Genomic DNA, 21,342 nt, shown 5'->3' with positions numbered 1-21,342 from the left:
GAGAGGTAAAGACGGTTCGTAAGTAAGATAATCCCAAATCTAAAATTTAAAATCCAAAATTGAATGGCAAATAAACGCTTCTATCACGTTGGCTTTGGACAAGATGATTTAGGTTCATCACCTCCCAGCATTGCTTTATTATCTGGCGATCCAGAGCGATCGCATCTAATTGCCCAAACTTATTTCCAAAACGTCCGCTTATTATCAGAAAATCGCGGTCTAAATAGCTACGTAGGATACTTAGCAAATGGCCGCAGCATCTTATCAGCTACTAGTGGTATGGGTGCGCCTTCATTAAGTATTGTGGTGAATGAATTAGTACAAGTAGGAATTCGGCAAATTATTCGCATTGGAACTTGTGGAGCAATTCAACCTTATATACCAGTCGGTAGCGTTGTTATTAGTAGTGCAGCATTATGTCGTCAGGGTGCAGCAAATGACATTGCACCTGTGGAGTATCCAGCCGCAGCCGATCCTTTTTTGACAGTAGCTTTGGTTAAAGCTGCGCGAGAATTAAAAGTTGAACATTACATAGGAATCACAGCATCAGTTGATACTTTTTACGAAGGACAAGAACGCACTGATTCAGCAAATCAAAATTTAATGCGATCGCTACATGGCATCACAGAAGAATATCGGCGCTTAAATATCTTGAATTATGAGATGGAATCCGGCACACTATTCAAAATGGCAGGTGTGTATAATTTTGCTGCTGCTGCTGTTTGCGGTGTAGTTGCTGGGCGTACTGTGAGTGAAAATATCATCTTAGAACAAAGTGATATTGCTGTGAGAAATGCGATCGCAATTGCTGTAAATGCAGCAGCAACCTTTGAGTCAGACAATTAATATTTACTTGATAAGTTAACTCTCAGTAGTTTCATCATGTCTTCACCCAATCTTTAATTTTTCACTCAGTAATTATAGCTAATATAGCTTACATAACAGTAATCTCATATTCTAAAAAAAGATAAAAAATCACCATAACTATCCTAAAAATAAACACTTATTTAAGCTATTAAAAGTAAATATTGTAAGTAATTTAGATTTTAATAAATATTTAAAAAATGGAGTGAAAGCTAATATGAATAACATTTTTAGGTATGGGATTAAAACCATGACTTCAACTGTGATGTCTACGACGAGCTACGCCTACGTACTAATCCCAACGCTGATATTTTTAGCATTCTCTCATCGAGCAACAGCAGACGATCCAGGAGCATGTTACATGGTAACGTCCTCTGGTAAAACAGTTGGATTAGAAAGGCTTTGTGGCAATATAGCCGCACCTTCAGACGACAAAGTTTTTCGAGTTTCAATTAAACGCCGCTTTGGTAGAACTCCTGTGATTGACGTTACCTTCAATGACAAAAAAACCTTTGAAATGATTGTAGATACTGGTGCTAGCGGGACTATTATTACTCAAAGTATGGCGAATACACTTAAACTCCAGACTACAGGTACAATGCAAGCCCAAATTGCCGATGGTAGCGAAGTAGAATTTCCAACCAGTAAGGTAAAATCTATTGCAGCAGGTGGAGTTACAGCCAATAATCTTCAGGTAGCGATCGCACCCAAAGCCAGCATCGGCTTACTGGGCCACGATTTCTTCGGCAACTATGATATTAAGATTCTGGAGAGAGAGGTCGAATTTCATCACCGCTAATGGTTGGAAGTAAAAACATAGAAACATGACTAAGCTGATTGAATACGAAGAAGCCAGCGATGAAATCCGGGCAGTATATGACGACATCCGCGTCACCCGCCAGAATGACTATATCAATAACTTTTGGAAAGCCATAGCTAATCATCCCCCTACCTTGCAACGAACTTGGCAAGCGGTGAAAGAAGTGATGACTAGCCCTGGTGAAATTGATCCACTGATGCGAGAACTAATTTATATCGCCGTGAGTGCGACAAATGGCTGTGAGTATTGTATTGCCTCGCACACAGCAGGAGCGCGGGCCAAGGGAATGAATGATACCATGTTCGGGGAACTCATGGCGATCGCAGCTACTGCCAACATGACCAATCGCCTCGCTAACGGCTATCAAATTCCGGTGGACGAGAGATTTAAGACGTAGGAATGTAGCGTTGTCGATTCCTGCTTCAGATCGGGTTTAGCAGAATTATTGACTATGCCAAAGCTTCAGGTTAACGGGATTGATTTGTTCTACGACATTAAGGGAACGGGTGAGCCTTTGCTATTAATAGCTGGCTTCCTTTGCGATCATGCCTATTGGTCGTTGATTATGCCATCGCTGATTTCGCAGTATCAAGTTATTCGCTTAGATAACCGAGGTATGGGGCGAAGTTCCGCTCCCGAAACCCCCTATAGTCTGAAGCAGATGGCTAATGATGTAGCAGCATTGCTCAATCATCTTGCGATCGATAAGGTGCATCTAGTTGGTCATTCAATGGGTGGTCAGATAGCTCAAGAATTAGTGTTAGCACATCCTGAAAAAGTGCAAAGTCTAATGCTGCTTTCGTCACTGGCAAAGGGTGATGAATTATTCAACAGCATCATTGAGACTTGGGGCGAACTCTGCGCTAATGTAGACCTGAAACTTTATGAAAAAGTCGTATTACCCTGGATATTTACAGATACCTTCTACTCGATTCCTGGTATGATCGAAAGTCTGATCGAATTTGCAATCAGATATCCTTTCCCGCCAGCGACTCATTCACTCCATCATCACAGCCAAGCCATGCTTGACTTTGACACAATAGATCGACTTCAAAAAATTCATTGTCCTACCCTAGTTCTAGTTGGCAAACAAGACATTCTCACCCCCCTCAAGTTTTCCCAGCAACTTGCTCAAGGCATTCCCGACGCTGAACTTGTAGTTCTCGAAGGTGGTGGTCATGGCTTCTTAATTGAGTCGCCGGATACTGTGATTTCAGCTATGCTTAACTTCCTGCGGAAATTGAAGCCAGCCTACACTATTTAACACTCCCGAAAAATTGTCACGACAACAAAAAATTTAAGGGTAGGGAATCGCGATCGCTTTTTTAGTTAATTCCTCAACATCACCATCTTTACACTCTATTATCTTGAATCCATCTTCCATATCAGTCAATACAGTTCAGTTAAGCATTTCTTCCTTCTGTTTTTTCTCTTCCTTCGTGTCCTTCTCTACGAGACGCTACGCGAACGTGTCCTTCTCTAACGAAACGCTGCACGAACGCGGTTCGTTAAAAAATAACTTTGACAAAAGGTTTTAGCATTAACTGAACCGTATTGCCATATCAGTCTCACTTCTTTAAATATTTCTACTTTACAAAAAAAAGCTGTAGATTAGTGAGTTATTTAGCACTCCCTAAGCTACAGTTATCTCAATATTTGGGATTAAAATTAAACCTCTCGTACCGCGTCTGAAACCACAAATCCATTATTAGCGAACTTATCATCAGTATCAAAATACTCACCAATTACAGGCAAGAAGTGATCATATAGTTTCATTGACTGTAAACAACTATTGATACTAGAAGCTGCTAAATTGTATACTGCAATATTTTCTTCAACAACACTCAATAATCGGCGATTATTAGCGATTTTCTCTTCAGCTTCTTGTTGCAGTGTTTTCTCTAAATAAGCACGCGCCTGTGGATATTGCTGCAAAATTTCATCTGCTTGCTGATCTGCCATTGGTAACAACTGAGTTTTGAGCGTTTGGTTAATAGTTTGACGGAAAGATTTACGAATAGTTTGCGAAACTTTTGGCTCAAAATCTAACTTCAATAATTGCCTAATTGCTGGTTCTGCTTCTACGATACTTTCAGCATCGTAGCTTTGAGAAGTTTGTAATAAAGTTTGGCGAAATTGATATATAGAAAAAGTGCCTTCATCATAAAATCTCGGACTTTCTCGCACGAAGCGATCGCACTCTACACTAGCTGCACTCACTAATGCTTGAGTAACCTGCTTTTCTATAGTTCTGATCTCTTGTTCAATGCCGCCATCATTATCTAATAAACGATACAACTGGCGATAATATTCTGACTTGCGAATTTTTTCAATTAATCGCTGAAAATAATTCGCAACAACTTGCTGAGATGACTCAATCAAAATATCTTCTAACTGATTTGCTAAGTAATAAAATGCCTCTACTAAAATAGCAATTAAAGGTGCGGTAGCATTTCGAGGATGGCTAATTGTTGCACGTTGATAAGCAGAAGCTACAGAAAAAGTATCTAGCAATTCATCTAAACGGCGAATCATTCGTGATTGCAATTGTCTAAAATCTGCTTCAAAAGCATCACAAGAATTATTAATTATTTGGTTAACTTCTTTTGTGATATGCTCACTAAATTCTCTGCCGATTTGCTGGAGTTGCTGATTTAGGCGTTGCAACTCTTGCTGCTTCATACTCTCAATTTCTTGGGGTTGACTATCTAAATTACGTTGTACACTCTGATAATGTTTTGTCAGTTTAATACAAATATATTCCAAATCATCAGCAAGATTCTTAAATAGTTGGGGACGCTTCTCTTCGGTAAGATAGCGAGTAATAGCTGTACGAAATTCTTCAGTACCACTATCTTGAATTAGCTTTTCTATCAGTTCATTTCCCCAATCTCCCAAAATCCGCACATAATTTTGATTTGGAGTTTCATAGCCGTTAACAGAGACACGGAATTTAGTGGTAGATAACTTTCCTGAATTGACGCAGTAGTTGTTAAACGCATAGACAAATTGTGGTGTTTCTTCTTTACCATCTAAACCTTTAATGCTTTCTGCAAAAACAGAATCTAAACCAAATCTATCTAGTTGATTTGTCTGTTTAATCTGACTACCGTAAAATCCTAATAATCCACTGGTTTTATAGACTTTGTTTGAATTACCAAATTGCCCGCTAATTAAATCGTCTAATCGTTGTCGTAGTTGGGTATTGTACCAAGTCTCATCGATGCGGTTGAAGACATAAAAAACGCGATCGCGTACTCCCCCATTTTGCCGCATTAATTCCAAAAGTTCTGTTTCTTCTTTTGTCATGTCACCCGCCGAAGCAGATTTTAGCACACACACTACCGCCGAAGTATCAGGATGTTGAATTTTGGCATAAGTTAGTTGTGCATCTTTCTCTACTGGTGCATCTATACCAGGTGTGTCAATAATTACGTTGCCGTCTTGTAGCAGAGGATGATTACAGTAATATTCTATTCGCTTCAATACTGCACTATTGCTACCACGACGGGCATATCCAGCCGCTTCCTTGAGATTAGAAAAGTTAAATTGCTCCATTGAGTATGTAGCATTATTAACCGTGTTGATGCGATCGCGGTTTGCTATATATCCCTCTAGCAACAATATTAACGCCTTCGCCTGTTTTGCACGTTCTGATTTACTCTCACCACCTTCCTGCTGAATAACTTTATCACTTCGCAAGAGCAAGTCAATTAAATCAGTTTCTTGGTTAATATTAGGTAGTGTCTTAAATTCTAGCTGCTGACACAAATAAGCTACTTGTTCCCGAATTTCTGCTTCACTTAAAAACGTCAAAACAACACGTTCTTTATCTAATTCTGCATACTCTATTTTGCATTCTGTACCTGTAGCGTGTCCCTCTGCACTGTAGAGTAATTCTCTCTCCAATAGGGCATTGATTAGCATTGATTTCCCAGCACTAAATGCACCTGCAAAGACAATCTCAAACTTGGGAGAAATCGCTTTAGTTAAGGAAGTTTGTACAGGTGTAATATCTTGAGAATGTAGCGTTGATTCTTGCTGTAAAAGTTGTAATATCGACTCAACTTGCTCTTTCAAATTTTTGCACTGAAGTGGTAAATCTGACATATTCAGCATCCTGACAATATTTATGTATATGTTAGTTACATTTGTTGTCTTGATGGTTCAGTAGTATTTCTGAGATATTTGATGCGATTTAGTGACTGGGTATCACCTAACGCACAAAGATTGTGTCTGGTTAAAAACTTATTAGGCTGACGTGAAGAGAATTGTGATTACGACGTTGGCGAGGCTAACTCATCCGCCTCGCTGTAGTCAATTTTAACTAAGCTAATCGTCAAGCATTTTTCCCGAATGATTAGCTTGTAGTAAAGGCTACTTTATGGTGATGCTTCGCGCCCTACTGTTATGGCAATACGGTTCATAAGGGCTACTGGCAAAAATTTTGGGTTTTTGAGACGCGATAAATCGCCGTTTCTACAAGTGTATTGACTTTTATGCAACTTAAATTGAGCTGTTTAGCCTGAATTTCAATAAAATCAAAAAAATCTGTATATTTGAATACTTTTTAGGAATTTTTTGGCAAATGTCATGTTATTGTAACTTTAGCAAAGCCTTGCTCAGTCAATTCAGGGAGTCATGATTATCGAGTGGTTCATTCATGATCGATGGTAAAAAAGTTCGGTTGAGATTACAAAATTATTGGTTTAAAACCTTTGGTAGATGGCGCTCTTGTCCGCTAACCTGTCCAATAGACAGACCTCATCATCGGCATGTTTTTTGGAGTTGGATCGGTAGTTTTTTAGCCATCACAGCAACGTCTTACCTTGCTGTTAAAACTAATTCTCCTTTGCTGATGGCTCCTTTTGGTGCTACAAGTGTCTTGATATTTGGTGTCCCTGACAGTCCTTTAGCTCAACCCCGCAATGTTATTGGGGGTAATCTTTTAGCTGCTATGGTGAGTCTGATAATTCTGCATTTTCTCGGTGCTTCTCCCTTGGCAATGGGAATGGCTGTTTCTAGTGCGATCGCAATTATGCAGTTTACCGGAACTGTACATCCACCTTCAGGTGCTGTTGCATTAGTTGTCATGATGACAAAACCGGACTGGCAATTTCTGCTAACACCTGCCTTTGAGGGATCGATGATTCTAGTGCTATGCGCTGTGATCTTCAATAATTTAGCGGAGGAAAGGACGTATCCGAAACACTGGTTATAGCATTGTCTCGGGAGCATCTCACTTTTATTGAATATCACTCCAGTCGTTGGTTTAACAATTCGAATAAATGATGCGATCGCTCTATACTTTGAGGACGGGTTCAGGAGCTTTTTGGCGGATAGGCACTTGAATTATGAAATTAGTGCCTTGCCCAAGGCTAGAAAAACATAGCAATTTCCCACCATGTTTTTCCGTAATGATTTGGTAGCTGATTGCCATACCCATACCTGTTCCTTTGCCTACAGGTTTGGTAGTGAAAAATGGATCGAAGATCCGATTTTGAACCGATTCTGGCATTCCTTGTGCGTTATCAGCGATCGCAATTTCTATTGATTGTGAATCAACTACTGAAGTGCGAATAGTAATTTGACTGGGATTTTCCTTTATTTGTTGAGAGGTACGCTTGATATCCAACTCATCAAGGGCATCCATTGCATTTACCAGAACATTCATTAATACTTGGTTGAGTTGACCAGGATAGCATTCCACTTGCGGCAAGTTGCCATAATTTTTAACAACTTCAATTGCTGGACAATCTGGTTTATCTTTGAGGCGATGTTGCAGAATTAAAAGCGTACTTTCGATGCCTTCATGAATATCAACTGCCTTAAATTCTGCTTCATCCATACGCGAAAAATTCCGCAGCGATCGCACAATATTACGAATCCTCTCTGTTCCCATTTTCATTGAAGGCAGTATCTTTTGTAAATCTTCAATGAGAAATTCTAGATCGATTTCCTCTGCTAATGCTTGAATTTCTGGGTCATGATTAGAATAGCGTTCTTGGTAGAGATAAATCATCTGTAACAAGTTTTGAGTATATTCATCCAAGTGAGTAATATTGCCGTGAATAAAGTTGACTGGGTTATTGATTTCATGGGCAATACCTGCTACTAGTTGACCCAGACTAGACATTTTTTCACTTTGAACTACTTGTGCTTGGGTACGCTGCAATTCACCCATCGCTGTTTTAAGTTCAACAGTCCGTTGTTCGACTCGCGCTTCTAGTTCGGCATTACTATTTTCTAAAGCAATAAAGGATTCCCGCAATTGCCCTGCCATGTGATTAAAAGAGTGAGCAAGAGTGTTGAGTTCATGGATATTCCCCTCTGGGAGTGTCTGTTCTAAATCACCAAATGCTATTGCTTTGGTGGTCTGATTTAAACGCAAGATAGGATCTGCAATCCGACGCGAGGTAAATATGCCAATCGTCGTTGCTACTATCAGTGCCCCAAAACACAGCAGGATGCTAATTTGGGTGTTGGCATGGATTTGCGACATATAAGTTTTTTCCGGAGTACCAACTACCACTAACCAGTCCAAACCATGTTGGTCACGCCAAGGTACAACATGCACGTAGAAATTTTCTCCTTGAACATTAACTTTCAGTTTTTGGGTATTGGTAATGGACTGGAAATCTGGAATGCGCTGCTGAAGCTGCTTGGCAATGCTTTGTAGCACCGGATTGGGGCTGTCGATCGCTTTAAGACGTTTAATTTCGTTATTGACTACGGTAAAAGGCTTTTCTTGAGCAGAATTGGCAACCAACATACCATCACGCTCCATAATAAAAACTTGTCCGAAGCTGCTGACATTTAATTTTTGTAAAAATTCACTGAGTTTCAACAGGTGAATTTCAGCCCCCACAACACCAATCAGTTTTTTGCTGGCATCATAAATCGGACGACCTGCCGATGCCACAATATAAGGGGGATAAGCAGGATCGTAGTAAGTATAAATGCGAACCCAGACAGGTTTCCCCGCTTTCACAGGTTCAGTGTAGGCAAGTTCATTGACGGTATCCCAAGTACTGGTCGTCATCACTTGGGTCGGGTTGCCATCATTATCTGTTAAGTAAGTTTTCGTATTTTTCGGCAGGCTTGGCGTTTTGATCGCATTATCATCGATTGTCACCGTTTTGCCATCGTAACGGCCGGCTCCAGTTCCTTCTCCAGTTGCTAGGTTCAAGCTGATAAAGGTTAGGTCATAGGCTTGCATTTGGTGCCAGAAGTACTTGCCAACCTTGAGGCGATCGCGCACATTCAGCAATCCCATGCGAATTGCATCCGCATTTAACTGGATAACTTTATGAGGAATCGACAGGTAAGCATCTAAATGTTGATTTACCTCACCACTGGTTCGTTCCATCAACTGATCCGCTAGATCGTTCACTGCTTTCTCGCCATTTTTAAACGACAGATACCCGACCAGCCCCACGATGCTAAAAAGTTGCAATACGAAAGGAAGGATCAGAACAAGCTGTAATGAAAATGCACGGACTTTGCCAGATGGATGTATCTTCATGAGTGGTAAATCTTGGTTCGCGCAGGTCTTTGCTTAACCTAGATTACCCATGAGCAACTTCGGACTATCAAAATAATGTTGTGTTTAATTAAGAAACGAGTAAATAATAGGCAATATCTCTATTTACAACTCGTCAAATGATTACTATTGGGCTTAATCTCACAACATAGTATTTTTACAACAATTTCATTATTCAAATATTTTTAATAAATTTAATTCTGTAATATAGTATATTTCCAAGATTCCAGTTTTTAAATAGTTCTGATTTAACATATTTTCGGGTAAAAATACTAATTTTAATCAACTTAATTATTTAGTTATTTCCAGTGCCCTTACTCAAGATTTATCAATTTAAGGAAGCTATTCTGTCCATATAAGATGTCAATTACATGTTAATTGCTGGCAACTTTTAAAGCTAGATTGGCATTCAGAAAATCTATAACAGAGGACTAAAATTTTAATGGAATTTAATCACTTAACAAAGCAGCTTAATCAACTGCTCGCTCAGGATTATGTGGCATTTAGCATTACAGAAAATCCTGTTGTACAAATGCTGAGTCAAGCAAGCCTTGCTCAGATTGCTTATGTCATGCAGCAATATTCGATTTTTCCAAAGGAGTTGGTGGGTTTCACAGAGTTAGCAAGACGGAAAGCCCTAGATGCAGGATGGAGCGGTGTAGCTCAAGAACTTCAAGAAAACATAGATGAAGAAATGGGTAACACAACTCAAGGCATCTCTCATTACACGCTTTTAGCTGATGGGCTGGAAGAAGGGCTGGGTGTTGCTGTGAAGAATACAATGCCGTCAGTTGCTACATCCAAACTGCTAAGAACTGTGCTATCGCTATTCGACCGCCAAGTAGACTATGTGCTTGGGGCAACCTATGCGATCGAGGCAACCTCAATTCCTGAGTTGACTTTGATTGTGAAACTTGTAAACTGGCTGCACGAAGGAGCAATGCCCAAGGATTTGCAATATTTCTTTAGCAAACATTTAGATGAATGGGAAATTGAACATGAAGCGGGCTTAAGAACATCTATGGCAGCATATATACAACCCGAAGAATTTGGAGAGTTTGCAGCAGGGTTCCGAGCAATGATCGATGCAATGCAGGTCTGGTGGCAGGAATTAGCGCAAGAGGCAATCTCATCTGAGATTGTTCTGAGTACAGCGATCGCTCAACACCATTGATTAAATAGAACTTAATACTATGAATATCTTCACCCATCCATCATTTGTGGATGAAACTCCTAATACTAATAAACCAAAATTTGGACTACCTGGTGATTACTACTTTAGCGAGCAAATTTTTGCTTATGAGCAGCAAACTATCTGGCGTAACACCTGGCAATTTGTAGGGCGTGAATCCGATCTACCTAATACTGGGGATTATTTAACTTGCCAAGTTGGCGATCAACCCATGTTCGTCATTCGAGATCATAATGGCATATTGCGAGGGATGCACAATGTTTGTCCGCATCGCGGAGCGCAGATGTTGCAAGGGCAGGGTCATTGTCAACGGGTGCGTTGTCCATATCATGGTTGGAACTTCAATTATGAAGGCAATCTTAAAGGTTTACCTCGCGCTGAGTGTTTTCCCAATTTAGATAAGTCGGCTGTCTATCTAGCTAAAGGACGAGTGGAGGCATGGGGCGGCTTTATCTTTGTTCATTCAGAAGCAGAAGGGGAATCTCTAGTAAGTTATTTGGCTGGATTTTCAGCTTACTTAGAGCAGTATCAGCACCGTTGGCAGGAACTTCAGCAGGTTGACCACTGGTTTTATGAAGAGCCAGCCAATTGGAAATTTCCCATTGAGAATTATCTAGAGTGTTATCACTTGTCAGTTGTTCATACCCAAAGTTTAAAGTGTTTCGATCCGAAGAATATTATTTACACTCCAACTGGGCGACACTATCAGATATTTGTTCCTTTTACAGATGATGAATTCGTGAAAGATCACCCGGCTTTTTCAGGAGAACCAAGGGGACAATCTTACCAGGGCTTCATCTTTCCCAATATGATGATTAATACTGCAAGAGACAAAGTTTCAGTTTTTCGGCTGACTCCTTTATCTCCCACAAGAACTAAGTTTGAGGTTTTTATTTATCAAACAAAAGCACAGATTGAAGCATTTCCTTATAAGCAGGATGAATTTCGACCTGAATTTGAGCGGGTGTTAAATGAAGACTTTGGGGTAGTGCGATCGCTACAAGCAAGTGTTCGTTCCAAAGCTTATGGTGTACTTCAGCTTGCAGACATTGAATATGGAATTTCTCACTTCCATCAAGTTTTGTTGAAGTACTACCAACCCTAATACACAGAAAGAGCGTCAAAAGAAGCAGGGGAGCAGGGATTTCGCGCCCCGCTCCCTGCCCCTCTGCGTCTTCAGTGGAGATGTCAATCAATCTTCAAGTTGAAAGGCAAACGGGCATAAACCCCCTGTGGATCGTTCATTTTTTGTAGAATCTCTACTTCCTGTTGCAGTTTCTGAAATTCAGTAGTCAAGGGATTGGATGGTTTGAGTTGTGCCGCCTCAATTCCTAAAGCAGTCCGCGCCTCTTCAGTTGCACGTCCAAAAAAGCGTTCTCCGAAACTGCTAGTGCGAGGATATTCTTGCACTTCCCAGTCTTCTCCTAGTTTCGCCTCTTTGACAGCGTAAGCGATCGCACTATTCAAACCACCAATTTCATCCACTAAACCAATTTCCTTCGCCGCCACACCAGACCAAACCCTTCCTTGGGCAATTTCTGCAACTTTTTGTTCCGGGAGTTTCCGACCTTGAGAAACTTTATTCAGAAACATATTATAAATGCGGTTAACACTACGTTGATAAAGTGCCAACTCTTGAGGCGATTTCGGACGCGAAACTGTTTGACTATCAGCATAAGTTCCAGTTTTCACCGAATCCCAGGTGATGCCGTTATCATTGGCCAGCTTTTCACCATTAAATAGCAACCCAAATACACCTATGGAACCTGTAATGGTATTTGGTTCAGCGAAAATGCGATTAGAGTCGCTAGCAATCCAATAACCCCCAGAGGCGGCTACATCACCCATTGACACTACAACCGGTTTGGCTTCACGGGTTAATTTCACTTCTCGCTGCATAACTTCGGCTGCGGTAGCACTACCACCAGGACTATTAATCCGCAATACAACAGCCTTCACATCCTTATCTTGTCGGAGTTTGCTGAAGATTTTGGCAAAGCGATCGCCTCCTACTTGTCCACCATCACCTTTACCATCGACAATTTCACCCTCAGCATAAACAACGGCAATTTGATTTTTTGAGCTACGTTCTACACCCAAAGATTTGCCAGAAACTTCTGCGTAGCTATTCAGGTTAATTTGTCGGAATGTTTTGTCGTCTTTATCGCTATTTGTCAACTTTTTGAGGTCACTCACCACTTCATCAGGGTATGCTACTCGATCGACTAAACCGCTAGTTTTAGCTTGTGTGGCTTCCAGTACTGCCTGACTATCTGCGATCGCTTGCAACTGGTTAGGTTCAATTTTCCGACTTGCACCTACAGTAGTGCGCCATTCTCCCCAAACATCATCTAACAATTTCTGAGTTTGTTCGCGGTTTTCTGGACTCAATTTTGTGAGGATAAACGGTTCTACAGCACCTTTGAATTTACCCACCCGCACGACTTGCACACCAATACCATACTTCTGTAATGCACCCGCTAAGAACATCGGTTGTGAACTCAAACCGTTGACTTCCATCATTCCCAAAGGATTAAGCACAATGGAATCTGCCACTGAACTAAGGTAATATTCTTTTTCACTCCAATCACTGCCATAAGCCACAATCTTTTTCCCAGAAGCGCGAAACTCCTCCAGCGCTTTTCGAATTTCTTTAAGGGAGGCATAGCCGACGTTACCAGCTTGGCTAGCGCTAGTTGAATCGAGGTAGATCCCAACAATTCGCGGATCGCGTCGCGCTTTTTCCAAAGTTTCTACAACTTTGCGGAGTGCCATCCTTTCATCATCCACACCTGATATTGTGTTTTGAAACAGTTCATCAGAACTAGGTTCGCTATCAGTAATTTTCATTGACAAGTCAAAAACCAACACTGACTTATTTTTTACATTTGGCCCTGTATCTTTAGACGAGCTAGCAGCGAATATTAGCAACAATAGTCCAGTGGTTCCTAGACCACCAAAAATAATTAGTCCTAATAATGTGCCAACTAAACTAGCAAAAGTTTGTTTGATAAAATTACGCATTAGTTATTAGTTATTGGGAATTGGGCATTGACAAAGGACAAATGACCTACTTAATTTATTCTATGCGCTGTAAACTGCCAGAGTGCTTTAAGTTATACAAGGTGGTGTTGCCAGTGCAGAATAAGGCTGTGGTGATTTCAGCGATTAATACTTCAGCAAGTTCCGCAACTGCTGTCTCTGATATTGCAGCTGCTTGCAAAAAAGGCATTGCTAAACCAGCTATATCTGCTCCCAAGGCGATCGCGGCTGCAACATCCAATCCATGACGCAAACCTCCTGAAGCAATTAGGGGTACATTTGGAGCGATCGCTCTAATAGTTGTAATGCACTCTGCCGTCGGTAAACCCCAATCGGCAAAAGTCTTCCCTAAGCGACGTTGTAAGGGATTTTCTGCCCGTTCACTTTCTACCTTTGCCCACGAAGTACCCCCTGCACCAGCGACATCAATTGCTGCTACTCCAGAGGCGAGAAGTTTTTGTGCGATCGCTGCTGAAATGCCGTTACCAACTTCCTTTGCAATCACTGGCACTGGCAATTTCGAACACAATGTAGATATTTTGTCAAGCAAACCCCGGAAATTAGTATCACCTTTGGGTTGAATGCACTCTTGTAGAGGGTTAATGTGTAAAATTAGGGCATCAGCCTCTAGGATATCAACTACCCGCAGACATTCATCTAAGCCGTACTTGTAGTTAAGTTGTACAGCCCCCAGATTCGCAAATAGCAGAACATCGGGCGCATACTTGCGGACAGCAAAAGTATCAGCCACCTGGGGTTTTTCTACCGCTACTCGCTGGGAACCGACACCCATTGCAATTTTGTAATGTTGCGCGACTTGGGCCAAACGTTGATTAAGAATTGCGGCTTGTTCTGTTCCACCAGTCATGGAAGAAATTAACAAAGGTGCGCCAAGGTGTTTCCCCAAGAAAGCTGTACTGATATCAATATCGTCATGGTTCAGTTCGGGTAAGCAAGAATGGGTGAAACGATAACGTTCCAGTCCATTGGTGATTTGATGAGACTGAACATCTTCCTCTAAACAGATCCGAATGTGATCGGCTTTGCGATTCTGAGTTTGTGCAGAGATGTTGGTAGGGGCGTTCACTGGTGGATATGGCTAAAAGTATTTGCTTGCGATCGCTATTGTTGCATTGTCTGCAACCGTATTTTTATAACAAAAATATTTATTTTCCCTATCTTTAGGGTACGTTACGCTATTGATAACATATCCATTCCCTCATTTTATGAGTTAATTAATATGGTTTTACAAACAGAAAAGCGCTACTACACCCCAGAAGAATATTTGGAATTAGAAGAGAAGGCTGAATATAAAAATGAATACAGGGATGGAGAAATTATACAGATGACAGGGGGAACAACCAACCATAATCAGATTGCAGGTAATTTTTATAAAAAGTTTCCCACGACAGTGCAAGGACAAGATTATGAGATTTACATAGGGGATGTGAAATGATCAATACCTCGTCATCGCCTTTATACTTATCCTGATATTATAGTCATCAAAGGTAAGCCTATTTATGAGGGAACAAGTACAACAATTATTACGAATCCCTTATTAATTGTTGAAGTCTTATCAAATTCAACTAAAAATTATGACAAAACAGATAAGTTTAAATATTATCGTTCAATTCCTGGTTTTCAGGAATATATTATGATTGACCAGTATAGTTTTGCTGTGGAACAATTTGCAAAGCAAGCAGAAGGGCAATGGATTTTTAAAGAGTATGAAGGTGAAGATGCAGTTTTAGTATTAGATTCTATCGAATTTCAAATTACCTTGCGTGATATTTACGAGCGAGTTAATTTTGAGTTGATTGAGGAATAAAGCCCCTTCTCGCATTGGAAAGGGGGAAAATTCAAATGATTTGTTATACCGCGCTCATTCATGCACTGACACTACTTCGCGTGACGCTAAGAAACCAAGGACAATTGCCACCAAGATCAATGCTGGAATGTCGCCAACAAGGTGTCCATGTTCCGCAGGGTCAATCACTGCCTGTACAGCCATGATCAATGCGTGAACAAAACTCGACCAGACGGTGAACCAGATTAAACTGAGATGCGCTTCTGGTTTTCGAGAAGCCCGTAGTAAAAATACACCGAGCGTCCCATAAATGCCGACGATCATCTGTTCGTATTCGTGTTGACCTGGTTGCCATGACCAGCCCGATGGCCAGATATTCATCAACGGATAGATCAGGAGAAAAGCAATTCCAACAACAACAAGGGCGATTTGCAAATACCGATGCTGCTCATCCATTACTTCAACCTCACACTATTTTTCCAGGATAGTTTCTACTAATGGAATACCTACTTTTAATAGTATTCTCACTAGTGACACTTCAACTTAGGAGTGTTATGAATCTTGATGTTTTTTGTGGTTTAAAGCTGATTCAACACCGAATCGTCTGCAAAGCAATGGGCATCATTCACCGTGAATAATGCCTATTTGTTGCTCATTACAGTCTCAGTTCTGACAAGCTTACCGATTTAAGACGTCGTTCCGATGAGCAGTAGAGCCTACAATTTGCACTACCTCGTCAATTAAGGTTTGGGGAACTTCCATATCAACCAGTGTCGCAACTAAATCTTCTGCGATCGCATTAAAATGGCTATCGGTTAAGCCCATCTCAGCCACTAATTCTTTATGCGCTTCTCTCATAGTACGACCATTCCAGTGCTGGGCACCACCAAAAGCATAGATCATAAAGTCTTTTTGATGCTGCTTCTGTTGCTGCATATTTGTATGAGCAAAAAAGTTTTGAACCCGCTTATCCGCTAAAACCTTTTCATAAAACTTTTCTACAGCTATATCAACTGCTGCTGCGCCACCAAGCTTGTCATACAGTGTACTCATTGAAAATTAATTACTCCACAATTGCATTGACTTCAAATTTGATATGAGGCAGATGGGAGAATCTGAAATTTCAAATTATTTAAAAGATTGGAGCATAAACAAATCAGCAATTTATCTGCTTTGATAGCTCACTTCATTAGAACGAGGGCGATGCCTAACTATTAATTATACGGAAAGGTTCCATATAATCTTTTTCTTAATGACGACAAATAGAGGATTACAGCCCCTTTCTGTCATATATATATACATAAAGTTTTAGCATAACACCCTATGCAACAGTGTCCAAAAAAGCTGCTCAAACAAGTACAAGATGTTACCCGTCTTAACCACCATTCTTAGAAAACAGAAAAAACTTATATTTACTGGATTAGACGCTATATTCTTTTTTATGATAATCACCATCTTCAAGGATGCAATGCCTGCGGCAGGCTACGCCCACGCAGGCATCGCTCTTGCGTACTCTACCAGTCATTTCGTATTCCCGGCTGTCTTTGCCATACTTCAACACTACACCACTGACTAAGCGCTCTGAGGTTTCCCGAATGGTCTTATCGCTGCATCTATGCGAAATTTGGTGTACAGGGCTGAAACTTGTCATTACCAAACGTATTGTCAATGCTCATGGTGAAGAATTATCCATTGAATCTGACACCGTGATAGGTACTAAAGTGAGTGTTCAATTACCTCTGGTTGTTCTTGGGAGCCTGTAAATGGATGGTATTTTTGACGGCTGGAGCAAATGAAGACAGAAGTTAAAGAGTTGACTGCTCTAATTCCTTGACAAATTAGTGAAGACTTTGGTATTACAAAGAAAGTGGTGATGAAACTCGCCTTCTGGAAAAACCAGAGAACCGCCCTCACGGCTGATAGTTTCTAGTTCAACGCTACATTAACCTTCTGTCAAAAGATAGGTAATTAGAGCTAAGAATTATCAGCCAAGATGAGGTAAGTAAGGTGGGTAAAATTTTTTTTAGAGTTATCAAAATAAGGCTAGAAACTCTCAAGAGTCTATTTTTAGAAAGACCCAGAGCAGCTTTAAATCAGGCTGATGGAGTATCTCTAATAATTAAGGTAATCAAGGATTGCTGCTTTAACAATAAAATTTTACTGAGTTACTTTCAAGCGAATATCAAAAAACACTTCAATATTGTCACATTCAAACTAGCAGAATTACTAGAGAACTCTCTTGCACAGAAATCGTTGCTTAAAAGCTCAGAGAGTCAGTTAGTATTGAATCTTGTAAATCAGAAATACATATTTGTAATACCAATTCTCTATAATCTCGCAACAGATCAATCTCCGCGTCTGCGTGTAAGAGCGTCATTATCCGTAGCCATCTTTTGGAGAATTGGTATAACCAGCATAAAACCAGCAAATAATTTATCTGTTTTTAACGTTATTAGGAAGATTTATTTAGTTTTAAAAAATCGTCAATTGATTGATAAAATTTTAGCTCGTTCTAGACTATATCAATCAGCAAATTTTATTAGCTGATTTTTGGGATATCTACTTCGGCTCATAAAGAGATAAAGCTAAACTTACAAAAATTAAGGTAATTTAAATATGAATAAATTACGCCAGTTAGAGCAGTTAATTGCCTTACCTCAACTCAGTAAATGGTTAATCATCTCCTTTGTAGTTGGTATTCTTTCCGGAATAGGTTCTGCTGCGCTTTTGGCATCATTGGAATGGTCAACAAATTGGCGAGAATCTCATCTTTGGATAATTGCATTATTACCACTGGGTGGCTTCTTAAGCGGTTGGATTTATCATCGGTTTGGCAAACGAGTAGAGGCAGGAAATAATCTTTTACTTGAAGAAATTCATAACCCCAAAGATATTATTCCCTTGCGGATGGCTCCTTTAGTTTTGCTAGGTACAGACCTAACTCATTTATTTGGGGGTTCAGCTGGTCGTGAAGGTACAGCTTTACAAATAGCAGCTTCACTCGCAGATCGGTTGACAAAGATATTCCACTTCAAACACGCAGATCGGCGAATTTTATTAATGGCTGGTTTAAGTGGAGGATTTGCTTCAGTTTTCGGGACTCCCTTAGCTGGAACCATCTTTGGTTTAGAAGTTTTAGCTATTGGCAAAATCCAACACGATGCACTTTTTCCCTGTTTAATTGCAGCAGTCGTAGGCGATCGCGTTACCTTAATGTTGGGTTTGCACCATACAGCATATCGTCACGCCCCCGTTGTCCCCACAGTCACAGTCATGGGGCTGATTTCAGCAATTATCGCTGGCGCAATCTTTGGAATTGTCGCGATGATTTTTGCCAAGCTGACTCACCGAATCAACCACATTTTTAAAGAAAAAATCTCCTACCCTCCTTTACGCCCTGCCATCGGCGGCTTAATTGTGGCATTGGCTGTTTGGGCAGTCGGAACTACAAAATACATTGGACTGGGTATTCCTACGATTGTTGATGCTTTTAATACCCAATTACCACCGTGGGATTTTGCTGAGAAAATAGCTTTCACCGCTCTAACTTTGGGAGCAGGTTTTAAAGGAGGGGAAGTAACCCCTCTATTTTATATTGGTGCAACATTAGGCAATGCTTTGTCCTTAATATTGGCGCTACCTGCACCTTTACTTGCAGGCATGGGATTTGTAGCTGTCTTTGGTGGAGCAGCAAATACACCAATAGCCTCAACTTTCATGGGAATTGAACTCTTTGGTTTAGAGTCGGGAGTCTTTATTGGTATCGCTTGTGTGGCGAGCTATATTTTTTCTGGTCATGCTGGTATCTATAATGCACAGCGCCTTGGCTCAGGCAAGTACCATTTTATGCCTGTGCAAGAAGGACTGAGTTTGGCTACTCAATCCCTAGAACCTGCTCGGACTGTGGAAAAAAAGATTGGAAAACAAATTCATTTATTCAATGATCTGCATTTTTGGGGATTTGTACACCAAGGAGAAGAAATTGAAATGCACAATTTGACAGTTTTGCGTTTGTATTTTCACTCTGGAGTTCGCGTACCCCAAAAAACATTTTGGCAAAAATTAACAGCCCCCACTCTCACTTATTATTTAGCCTCCCGTGCCAAAGCTTTTGGCATTGAGCAAGTTGTAGTACACCCAGTTTCGGTGGGATTTTTAAAAGGAGATCATTTGCACCATGACCATCATGAATTTCCTCATCATAAACTCCCCCAATGCCTGGAATTAGTTGATCAAGAGGATAAGCTGCGGCGTTTTCTAGATGAACATATCGATGAACTCAAAGAAGTAAGAGTTGTTTTATTACGATGTGAGGAATTACAGCGCTTCCTCCTGTTATGAGGTACAGTTAGTAAGAATAAAAATATTATTTTTTTGTCAACTATTTTTACTGGACTGCCTCTCTAGTACTATTGACGCGTATAACGATGTTTCACTCCAATAGGGAAATATTCCGCATCCCCCATTGGCGCTAATGTAACCTGTGGTGTTTGATATTCTGCGGGAACATAATTAGCAAACTCGCTATTGAGGCGGAGCAGTTGTGAAAGAATAGAAGATGCGATCGCAAGTCTTCGCTCTTCACTACCCTCTACCCCTGGTGCTAACTCCACAACCACAGATAAAAATCGATTTTTATCTGCATCTTCCTTCACCTGCAAAACAAATTTACCAGTCACCCATTCTTGAATTCCTGGTTGCTCTAATCCCACCGTCACATTTTCAGGATAGATATTTGCACCAAAGTAAGAAACTGTAAAGTTAGAACGACCGAAAACATAAACGAAAGGTAGCTGATGAATACCTCTAGGTAATTCTTGAGTGTCAGAACGCAGATTTTCAAGCGGGTTAAATCCCCATTCTGCTAAAAATTGCAGCATGGCATCATAACTAATTATTCCGCCAGTATCTAAAATGTCATAAGCACTAAGGGAATACCGTTATCTCCCGAAAATAACAATCCGCCATCGTGAACTTCAAAAAAGCGAGTGAAAGGATCGTATTGTACTAGTGTGGGTAAACGCGATTCGCCAAATAAAGCTCTAGCTGCATCGGGATTTTCTGCCAAAAAACGGCGAATGCAGATACTTAACGGGGTTTCATTACCCAAAACTCCCGCATCCGCAGTGCCGTAAAGTGATGCAAAATCATAGCAAGGATTTTGTGAACCAACTCTTTCGCCAACTAAACTCCGCCATTCTTCACTAAATACTTCTCCCGCCATGACTAATTTAATCTGATATTGCTGCCACTCCACACAACGATCGATACCAGTATCAATCACATCTTTCAAAAATGGCGGGTATCCCAACAGCACCACTTGTTCAAATGCTAAACCTAGTTCTTGGACAACTCGCAAGATTTCATCTTTGTTGTTACCAGGAGTAATTACGGTGATGAGATAACCTTTGCTAGCAAGATAACGACAGCAATTAGTGGTAAACATCCCACCTACCCAAGTGCCTAAAGTGAAACAAATCACTGCTAGGGTACGTCTAGTGTCTGAATGAAAACTATCGTGAAAAATTTGTTCAAAACGTGTGGCGATTTGGAGTTCATCTGTGAAAAAACGAGGCCAAAATGTCGGTTTACCACTAGAACCCGATGAAGCGGCGATCATATCGCACCCTTCTAGTTGTCCGTTGCGGCACAAGTCAGCTAAGGGATAACTCAGTATATAATTTTGTTTAGCGATCGCTGGGAGTTTTTGAAACTCCTCCAAGGTTTGAATACTCGCGGGATTAATTTCCCTTTCAGCTAAAAAAGCTTTGTAGGCAGGTACATTAGCCGCCACATCATGAAATAAAGTTAAAGCTGCCGAAGTTTGGGTGTTGAGATGCCGTTGCAGTATCGTTTCTAGGGGAGTAGACAAAAAATCTTCAAATGCTTTAATTACTTGCTGCTGTCGTGGTTTGCAGTTCATGACGCTTGTTGTTTATCCTGAAAATAGAACCAACACTATTATTTGCTGTGAGTATTCTAGCCGTTATCTGATACCCGCAAAACTCCAGTGATTCTCACCAACATAGATTTACTATAGGAACACCCATCTCCTAATTTTTGGTAGGATATCC

At 40.6% G+C, this 21,342-nt stretch carries 16 protein-coding genes, 2 pseudogenes and 1 riboswitch; of the genes and pseudogenes, 10 read left to right on the top strand and 8 right to left on the bottom strand.

The features are described from left to right. Positions 1 to 63: 63 nt before the first annotated feature. The 4 genes from IQ274_RS09200 to IQ274_RS09185 all read left to right on the top strand — a co-directional run bounded on the left by IQ274_RS09200 (position 64) and on the right by IQ274_RS09185 (position 2,948). Positions 64 to 846: a nucleoside phosphorylase gene (locus IQ274_RS09200; protein ID WP_194142059.1), complete on the top strand. Its 783-nt coding sequence runs from the start codon at positions 64 to 66 to the stop codon at positions 844 to 846. A gap of 268 nt (positions 847 to 1,114) precedes the next feature. Further along, positions 1,115 to 1,663 carry a retropepsin-like aspartic protease family protein gene (locus tag IQ274_RS09195; protein ID WP_243458417.1) on the top strand — a complete coding sequence of 183 codons (549 nt, stop codon included), beginning with the start codon at positions 1,115 to 1,117 and terminating at the stop codon, positions 1,661 to 1,663. 25 nt (positions 1,664 to 1,688) lie between these two features. Then, positions 1,689 to 2,081 (top strand): carboxymuconolactone decarboxylase family protein, encoded by a 393-nt coding sequence (locus tag IQ274_RS09190; RefSeq protein ID WP_012412753.1) that lies wholly within the window; start codon positions 1,689 to 1,691, stop codon positions 2,079 to 2,081. A gap of 54 nt (positions 2,082 to 2,135) precedes the next feature. Continuing rightward, positions 2,136 to 2,948: an alpha/beta fold hydrolase gene (locus IQ274_RS09185; RefSeq protein ID WP_163929045.1), complete on the top strand. Its 813-nt coding sequence runs from the start codon at positions 2,136 to 2,138 to the stop codon at positions 2,946 to 2,948. A gap of 404 nt (positions 2,949 to 3,352) precedes the next feature. On the opposite strand, the gene IQ274_RS09180 is transcribed toward IQ274_RS09185, so the two are convergent. Next, complete coding sequence (locus tag IQ274_RS09180) at positions 3,353 to 5,794, bottom strand: dynamin-like GTPase family protein (protein ID WP_194142058.1); 2,442 nt, start codon at positions 5,792 to 5,794, stop codon at positions 3,353 to 3,355. Between the two features lie 553 nt (positions 5,795 to 6,347). Here IQ274_RS09180 and IQ274_RS09175 point away from each other — a divergent pair. Beyond that, positions 6,348 to 6,905: an HPP family protein gene (locus tag IQ274_RS09175; protein ID WP_194142057.1), complete on the top strand. Its 558-nt coding sequence runs from the start codon at positions 6,348 to 6,350 to the stop codon at positions 6,903 to 6,905. Between the two features lie 81 nt (positions 6,906 to 6,986). Here the strand turns inward: IQ274_RS09175 and IQ274_RS09170 are convergent, their stop codons facing one another. Beyond that, positions 6,987 to 9,209: a sensor histidine kinase gene (locus IQ274_RS09170; RefSeq protein WP_194142056.1), complete on the bottom strand. Its 2,223-nt coding sequence runs from the start codon at positions 9,207 to 9,209 to the stop codon at positions 6,987 to 6,989. Between the two features lie 460 nt (positions 9,210 to 9,669). On the opposite strand from IQ274_RS09170, the gene IQ274_RS09165 reads away from it, so the two are divergent. After that, positions 9,670 to 10,401 (top strand): DUF3865 domain-containing protein, encoded by a 732-nt coding sequence (locus IQ274_RS09165; RefSeq protein WP_194142055.1) that lies wholly within the window; start codon positions 9,670 to 9,672, stop codon positions 10,399 to 10,401. 19 nt (positions 10,402 to 10,420) lie between these two features. Beyond that, complete coding sequence (locus IQ274_RS09160) at positions 10,421 to 11,524, top strand: aromatic ring-hydroxylating oxygenase subunit alpha (protein ID WP_163929050.1); 1,104 nt, start codon at positions 10,421 to 10,423, stop codon at positions 11,522 to 11,524. A gap of 83 nt (positions 11,525 to 11,607) precedes the next feature. On the opposite strand, the gene sppA is transcribed toward IQ274_RS09160, so the two are convergent. Next, on the bottom strand, positions 11,608 to 13,443 hold the full coding sequence (gene sppA, locus IQ274_RS09155) for a signal peptide peptidase SppA (RefSeq protein WP_194142054.1): 1,836 nt from the start codon (positions 13,441 to 13,443) through the stop codon (positions 11,608 to 11,610). Positions 13,444 to 13,498: 55 nt separating this feature from the next. Further along, positions 13,499 to 14,548 (bottom strand): type 2 isopentenyl-diphosphate Delta-isomerase, encoded by a 1,050-nt coding sequence (fni, locus tag IQ274_RS09150; RefSeq protein WP_194142053.1) that lies wholly within the window; start codon positions 14,546 to 14,548, stop codon positions 13,499 to 13,501. Between the two features lie 153 nt (positions 14,549 to 14,701). Between fni and IQ274_RS09145 the strand changes: the two are divergent. After that, positions 14,702 to 15,289, top strand: a pseudogene (locus tag IQ274_RS09145) (Uma2 family endonuclease). A 54-nt stretch (positions 15,290 to 15,343) separates the two neighbouring features. On the opposite strand, the gene IQ274_RS09140 reads toward IQ274_RS09145, so the two are convergent. The 3 genes from IQ274_RS09140 to IQ274_RS09130 form a co-directional block, all read right to left on the bottom strand. After that, positions 15,344 to 15,724, bottom strand: a complete 381-nt coding sequence (locus IQ274_RS09140; RefSeq protein WP_163929054.1) for a DUF6632 domain-containing protein — start codon at positions 15,722 to 15,724, stop codon at positions 15,344 to 15,346. 222 nt (positions 15,725 to 15,946) lie between these two features. Further along, positions 15,947 to 16,321 (bottom strand): group I truncated hemoglobin, encoded by a 375-nt coding sequence (locus IQ274_RS09135; protein ID WP_194142052.1) that lies wholly within the window; start codon positions 16,319 to 16,321, stop codon positions 15,947 to 15,949. A 367-nt stretch (positions 16,322 to 16,688) separates the two neighbouring features. Beyond that, a complete protein-coding gene (locus IQ274_RS09130) occupies positions 16,689 to 16,919 on the bottom strand; it encodes a hypothetical protein (protein ID WP_194142079.1) in 231 nt (76 codons plus the stop codon). Positions 16,920 to 17,128: 209 nt separating this feature from the next. Next, positions 17,129 to 17,204: riboswitch (Fluoride riboswitch) on the top strand. 71 nt (positions 17,205 to 17,275) lie between these two features. Here IQ274_RS09130 and IQ274_RS09125 point away from each other — a divergent pair. Both IQ274_RS09125 and IQ274_RS09120 read left to right on the top strand, forming a co-directional pair. Then, a complete protein-coding gene (locus tag IQ274_RS09125) occupies positions 17,276 to 17,815 on the top strand; it encodes a hypothetical protein (protein ID WP_194142051.1) in 540 nt (179 codons plus the stop codon). A gap of 69 nt (positions 17,816 to 17,884) precedes the next feature. Next, a complete protein-coding gene (locus IQ274_RS09120; protein WP_194142050.1) occupies positions 17,885 to 19,609 on the top strand; it encodes a chloride channel protein in 1,725 nt (574 codons plus the stop codon). A 68-nt stretch (positions 19,610 to 19,677) separates the two neighbouring features. Here the strand turns inward: IQ274_RS09120 and IQ274_RS09115 are convergent. After that, positions 19,678 to 21,191, bottom strand: a pseudogene (locus IQ274_RS09115) (phenylacetate--CoA ligase family protein). Positions 21,192 to 21,342 lie beyond the last annotated feature (151 nt).

The sequence above is a fragment of the Nostoc sp. LEGE 12447 genome (genome assembly GCF_015206985.1).
Taxonomy (GTDB): domain Bacteria; phylum Cyanobacteriota; class Cyanobacteriia; order Cyanobacteriales; family Nostocaceae; genus Nostoc.
Note: the sequence above shows the minus strand (reverse complement) of the source record. Positions and strands in the feature narration are given on the sequence as shown.

Bases quoted from the DNA above. Each gene is read 5' to 3' on its own strand.
- IQ274_RS09200 (WP_194142059.1), top strand. From the start codon at position 64: ATGGCAAATAAACGCTTCTATCACGTTGGCTTTGGACAAGATGATTTA.
- IQ274_RS09195 (WP_243458417.1), top strand. From the start codon at position 1,115: ATGACTTCAACTGTGATGTCTACGACGAGCTACGCCTACGTACTAATC.
- IQ274_RS09190 (WP_012412753.1), top strand. From the start codon at position 1,689: ATGACTAAGCTGATTGAATACGAAGAAGCCAGCGATGAAATCCGGGCA.
- IQ274_RS09185 (WP_163929045.1), top strand. From the start codon at position 2,136: ATGCCAAAGCTTCAGGTTAACGGGATTGATTTGTTCTACGACATTAAG.
- IQ274_RS09180 (WP_194142058.1), bottom strand. From the start codon at position 5,794: ATGTCAGATTTACCACTTCAGTGCAAAAATTTGAAAGAGCAAGTTGAG.
- IQ274_RS09175 (WP_194142057.1), top strand. From the start codon at position 6,348: ATGATCGATGGTAAAAAAGTTCGGTTGAGATTACAAAATTATTGGTTT.
- IQ274_RS09170 (WP_194142056.1), bottom strand. From the start codon at position 9,209: ATGAAGATACATCCATCTGGCAAAGTCCGTGCATTTTCATTACAGCTT.
- IQ274_RS09165 (WP_194142055.1), top strand. From the start codon at position 9,670: ATGGAATTTAATCACTTAACAAAGCAGCTTAATCAACTGCTCGCTCAG.
- IQ274_RS09160 (WP_163929050.1), top strand. From the start codon at position 10,421: ATGAATATCTTCACCCATCCATCATTTGTGGATGAAACTCCTAATACT.
- sppA (WP_194142054.1), bottom strand. From the start codon at position 13,443: ATGCGTAATTTTATCAAACAAACTTTTGCTAGTTTAGTTGGCACATTA.
- IQ274_RS09140 (WP_163929054.1), bottom strand. From the start codon at position 15,724: ATGGATGAGCAGCATCGGTATTTGCAAATCGCCCTTGTTGTTGTTGGA.
- IQ274_RS09135 (WP_194142052.1), bottom strand. From the start codon at position 16,321: ATGAGTACACTGTATGACAAGCTTGGTGGCGCAGCAGCAGTTGATATA.
- IQ274_RS09130 (WP_194142079.1), bottom strand. From the start codon at position 16,919: ATGACAAGTTTCAGCCCTGTACACCAAATTTCGCATAGATGCAGCGAT.
- IQ274_RS09120 (WP_194142050.1), top strand. From the start codon at position 17,885: ATGAATAAATTACGCCAGTTAGAGCAGTTAATTGCCTTACCTCAACTC.